Source organism: Phyllobacterium sp. (assembly GCF_037994405.1).
GTDB lineage: Bacteria > Pseudomonadota > Alphaproteobacteria > Rhizobiales > Rhizobiaceae > Phyllobacterium.
Genome location: NZ_JBBNAN010000531.1, coordinates 1 through 4,645 on the forward strand (window position 1 = coordinate 1; position 4,645 = coordinate 4,645).

The following is a 4,645-nucleotide window of genomic DNA, read 5'->3' on the forward strand; positions in this document are numbered from 1 at the left end:
TTGTGCTTCCTCGTCAGTTTATAGGTTAAATAACCGAGGTTCTTCCGATCAAGGCTCAATGGTCGGAAGAAGCCACCCTCGACCGCGCATTGAAAGTGGAGGTCGGCTAGTTGCACATTTGACTTCAGCCCAAGGTCGCATAGTGGCCCTTGTGAGACCTTGGTCTAAATCTCATAATGGCAAGACAGTTACCGTTCGTGGCGTATTCCGAAAGCGATGGCTCTTGGCAGTTCATCCCAGATTGAATCCTGACCCTTAGGCAGACAACGAGATACGCGTACACCGAGGGCGCCTTCAAGAAGAACCTGACCGAAGCGAGAAATTCTGCCTCATGCCAAAGCCATTTTCGCCCAACCAACTCGCGGGGTAGTGAAGTAGGCGCTGGGGCGATCTGTCTCAAAATGCGCCTCCCCCTACGTCGTCCTGGAAGGCCGATGACATAGGGGATTATAGCCGACACTACGGGCAGCTGAGGGATGGGTAACCCATCACTGCCACATCCTCGAAACCGGAAACGACAACTTCCGATTCAAGAACAGTTCAGTACACGAAATGAAAAACACGAAGGAGAAAAACAGGAGCTTGACCACCACCCCAGACCAGAACATACATAAAGGCGGGTCAATTCTCGGCGGAAATGCCGGGTCAGTTCTCAGTGGAAATCAACAGACATGGTACCCGAAGTGAGCGCGACTCGCCGCCCAAGCACCACCGGTCTGCGCCGATTTCTGGATCTCCAGCCGCAGCGCGATTGGATGCACGGCAAGACGATCCTGCGCGACGCCGACGAGCGCTCGGAGTCCCTGGAACTGCGTCTCAGATACGTTGCGCGGTTTGAGAAGCTGCTAACCCGGCCGCAGGCGCAAGAGGTCCTGGAGATTCTCCGGCGCTACGGGAGCGACTGCATCCCGATCCCGCGCCGGACCGAGCGGCACTACTGGTCGGTTTCCTGTCTGCCATCGACGCCGGGCAAGGCGCTCGTTCGCGTCAATGCAAGCTGGATGGAGCTTTTCTCGCTCTATGCGGACGGCGAGGGCATCCGCGCGCTATTCGTGGTGCATCTTTCCGATTTCACCACCGACCATTCAAGCGATCAGGGCCAAGTGGACGAAGCTTTCCTTGAGCGCTGTGTCATGACGCCGGAAGACGTCGGCTATTTCTTCCCCCGCGGCGAGGATATTTTCGGCATCAAGGTCCGCGGCTTCTCCTCAATCGGCAAATTCCTCGCGGCGCACCGTGCGTTGCAGGCCATCCGGGCGTTCAACCTGACGCACATGAACCGGGGCCGGAACGCCTATCAGGCGAGCCACTGCTACAGCTTGGCGGATCACATGCTGAGTGGTCCTATGAAATCGTCTTCTGAAATCGACCTCTGCTGAAGTCAACTTTGGAAACTGACGGGATAAGAACATGACAACCTGGCGACCTCCGACCGGTATCCGCGCTATTGTGATTGGGCTTGCTTGGGATAGCGGGCGGCTGTTGGCATCAGAGATCCGCGGGAGTGACGGTGTTGTGAAAGGCATTCGACCTTTGGGTGGATCGATCGAGTTTGGAGAAACGCGTGAACAGGCGTTGCACCGCGAGTTCATGGAGGAACTTGGCATTGCGATCTCTATCGTGGGTCCATGGCACGCGATCGAAAACATCTTTGAATTCGAAGGACGCACAGGCCATGAGATCGTTTTCGCAGCCGACGTAGAACTAAATGATAATAGCCTCTTCGGCCGTGAGGAAATTTATACCATCGAGAGCGGACAAGAGCAGCGCGTTGTTTGGGCTGACCTGTCTGAACTAGCTGTCCGGGATTTGAAATTATTTCCGATAGGTTTGGCTCAAATCATTCAGTTGCATCAAGTTTCGCAAAATTCCTGAGATTACTGCGACAGCTTGCGGCTATGTTGTCACAAAGTTCCTACGAAGGCCACGCCCGCCAACAGCACCCCGGTTAGAATATTCGCGAGGAACAGGCGGTAATTCACTTCGGGGCGGGCAAGGTCTATCCGCTAGGTCTGCCAGGCAAGGTACGGGCCCTCACCGAACTCCTGCTCGAGCATTTCGACCAGTCTCCGCACTTTGCGGGAGCTGCCCCTGTCTGAGTGGTGCATCGACTATCATGGTCTGGACACGAAGGGGATGACGAATGCCGAGCAAGAAGCCTTGTCGGTCGGAAAGAACGTCCGGTATTGCCATTCGCGGTTTGAAAGCCGCCCGACCGCAAAGTCCCAAATCTCACCATCGAGAGCAATGATCACGACCGGACGATCCGGCCGGCATGCGCACCGACGATCAAGATGTTAGCGAAGGCGTTCGCAGTCGCCCGACTACTATTCCGTGCTATCGATAGGAAAAACCTACGCCACAGTATCCTACACTATCCCGGAACTATCCCCTGTCACTCCCACTCGATTGTTAAACAGTATATAACCAATTGAAATTGCTTGCAAATTTATTCTGGCGGCGAGAAAACTCCGGCGTTGGGCCTGTCAAAAAGTTACACTGTTGATTTTAAAGAGAAAATCACCTCAAAATTTTTTTTGAGGTTTCGCCAGCTATCGGAGTCAATCGGACGATTTGTGTACCTCGCGGCCTCCGACAACGCACCCGACTCTGACTCTAAAAGTACCGTCATTGAGACGTATCACGCTTAGAAAACCGATGCCATCGTTGGCATCGGCTGCATTGATAGCTGAGCCTAGAATTCTATCTGCAACCTTGAAATGCTATGCGTCAATCCAGGGGCCGCCTGGCGCCCAACGCGCATTGAAAGGCGCAGCCTCAGTCGTTGCGATCATCGGCGGCATCACGAGTTCGGCGATACGCGCCTGGATTTCCGGAAGCGGTTCAGGTGCAAGGGCGATCTCGGTCCGCCTCAGAAACGCGGCCCATTGGACTTGCTTTGCGTCGGCGAAGCCCACCGTCAGCGCCACTGGCGTTTCGGTGGGAAGCCGCGTCTCGCGACGCTCGAAGGTCGTCTGGATCGCTCGCGCCAGAACCTCCCCTTCAAATGCGAAGGCGCCCGCGATGGCCCACAGATCGAAGAAGTCCTTCATGCGCGAATTGAGCATGTCGAGCGCCACCATGGCCTGGAACTTCTCCGCCACAACAGTTTCGGGTGGATAGGCTCTCAGGTGCGGCGCGGGCTGTCCCAGAAGTGCAGGATATTCGATGTCGACCGGCTCCGGTGTAATCACATCGCCGTATCCAATGTCAACATGCATGGGCAGGCGCGCGCCAGCGAGTTCGGCCACGAAGTCCAACCGCACGCCAGCATATTCGTCTTCCTCGCGTGCCGGGGCGGCACTCAGCGTCTCCGGCCGGAAGATCACCCCATCATCTTCAACCTGTGTGGCAAGGATTTCAACAAATATGGCGGCGATGGTAGCAGGAGCGTTCTCTCCAAAACCGAGGAGATCAAGGTCGCCAGTGGCACGGTAGGGCACAGGCGCCCATAGGCTGAACAGCATCGCGCCCTTTAGCACGAAGCGATCCCGGTACGGCGAAACACTCAAACGATAGAGCACACGCTCGATGCCATAACGCGTCATCAGCAACTGGGCGTTCTCACGACGTTCGCGAGCACGCTGCGTCAGCCGATCGCGTACAGAGACGCCAATATTCTTCGGCGTCTTCATGAAACCATGGCCTCGATGTAGGGCCGCATTACTGTCTGGACGCGATCGATCTCAGCGTAACGCCAAAGCTCGTTTAGCCCTGCCCGCCCCTTTCGCGATTTGATGAGGTCCCGCAGTGCCTCGATCGCAACATCGAGGCCGATTTTGTTGCGGTGCTTGAAGCAGTCAGCGACGGTTTTCGCTGGCGACGTGATTGGAACAGGCACGCCGTCGACCTGATGCGTCTCTATGCCGGCCGTCAGCGCCTCACCGCTGGCGCGGACGATCTTCAGCGAGACCGATGGATTGGTTGGCGCCCAGTCCTTTGGCCCGAGTAGCATCCACACGGCATGCGGCGTCTGGGTCGTGAGATTGTGGAATTGCAGCGCCGACAGCAGGCCGATGACCCCTTTTGGCTGTATGCGTGCGGCTTCAGCCAGGCTGGTGGCACTGGCGACCTCAGCATTCGCCAGTTTATAGAGGCCACGACCTACCTGCTGGAGAACTCCCTCGTCGCGCAGCCTTTGCAGGTAGACGCGCGGAACGCCGGCGGCATCGAAATCGCGACCCCGCGCGATTCCTTGTCGACGTGCGACCTCCAGGGCGCGATCTCGGTGGGTTTGGGTAATCATGATGGACGTTATAAACCCTTGGTCTCAAATTGCAATATACAAGGATTTGTAACAGAACGACAGATAGAAGGAGGCAAGAATCATCCAGGCGACGACTATCCCGTTTGAATTTCTGTCGAACATTCTTCAAACTAGGGCGAATTTTAGCACTTTGCCCCTCCAAGCTAGCATATCGCGAAAAGGTGTGGTTGTGGGGGCCCGCAACACCCGATTCCTGCGATTGGTCGAGCGGTCAATTCCCAGGCTCGCTGCTTAGTGGATTGTAGGCGGCTTACCCAAAAAATGCGCTCCGCAGATGCCAATAGCGACAGAAAACCTCAGCCAGACCCGAAGTCAGGCGGCCGCCCCGCCTCCAGCCGCGCGTTCCTTCGCAATATCTCAGCGGGCAGGCCGAAGGTC

General features: G+C 56.4%; 4 protein-coding genes and 1 pseudogene. 2 read left to right on the plus strand and 3 right to left on the minus strand.

Annotation, left to right across the window (positions count from 1 at the left end; translation table 11 throughout):
• The first annotated feature begins 671 nt into the window (after nt 1-671).
• Nucleotides 672-1,379, plus strand: a complete 708-nt coding sequence (locus AAAC48_RS29415; protein ID WP_340657572.1) for a hypothetical protein — start codon at nt 672-674, stop codon at nt 1,377-1,379.
• Between the two features lie 31 nt (nt 1,380-1,410).
• Nucleotides 1,411-1,875, plus strand: coding sequence for an NUDIX domain-containing protein (locus AAAC48_RS29420; protein WP_340657573.1), 465 nt, complete (start codon nt 1,411-1,413; stop codon nt 1,873-1,875).
• Between the two features lie 29 nt (nt 1,876-1,904).
• On the opposite strand, the pseudogene AAAC48_RS29425 reads toward AAAC48_RS29420, so the two are convergent.
• The 3 genes and pseudogenes from AAAC48_RS29425 to AAAC48_RS29435 form a co-directional block, all read right to left on the minus strand.
• A pseudogene (locus AAAC48_RS29425) lies at nt 1,905-2,027 on the minus strand (4-hydroxybenzoate octaprenyltransferase); the annotation flags it as partial.
• Between the two features lie 696 nt (nt 2,028-2,723).
• On the minus strand, nt 2,724-3,635 hold the full coding sequence (locus tag AAAC48_RS29430) for a nucleotidyl transferase AbiEii/AbiGii toxin family protein (protein ID WP_340657574.1): 912 nt from the start codon (nt 3,633-3,635) through the stop codon (nt 2,724-2,726).
• On the minus strand, nt 3,632-4,246 hold the full coding sequence (locus AAAC48_RS29435) for a type IV toxin-antitoxin system AbiEi family antitoxin domain-containing protein (RefSeq protein WP_340657575.1): 615 nt from the start codon (nt 4,244-4,246) through the stop codon (nt 3,632-3,634). The genes AAAC48_RS29430 and AAAC48_RS29435 overlap by 4 nt, the downstream gene beginning before the upstream one ends.
• Nucleotides 4,247-4,645 lie beyond the last annotated feature (399 nt).

Bases quoted from the DNA above. Each gene is read 5' to 3' on its own strand.
- AAAC48_RS29415 (WP_340657572.1), top strand. From the start codon at position 672: ATGGTACCCGAAGTGAGCGCGACTCGCCGCCCAAGCACCACCGGTCTG.
- AAAC48_RS29420 (WP_340657573.1), top strand. From the start codon at position 1,411: ATGACAACCTGGCGACCTCCGACCGGTATCCGCGCTATTGTGATTGGG.
- AAAC48_RS29430 (WP_340657574.1), bottom strand. From the start codon at position 3,635: ATGAAGACGCCGAAGAATATTGGCGTCTCTGTACGCGATCGGCTGACG.
- AAAC48_RS29435 (WP_340657575.1), bottom strand. From the start codon at position 4,246: ATGATTACCCAAACCCACCGAGATCGCGCCCTGGAGGTCGCACGTCGA.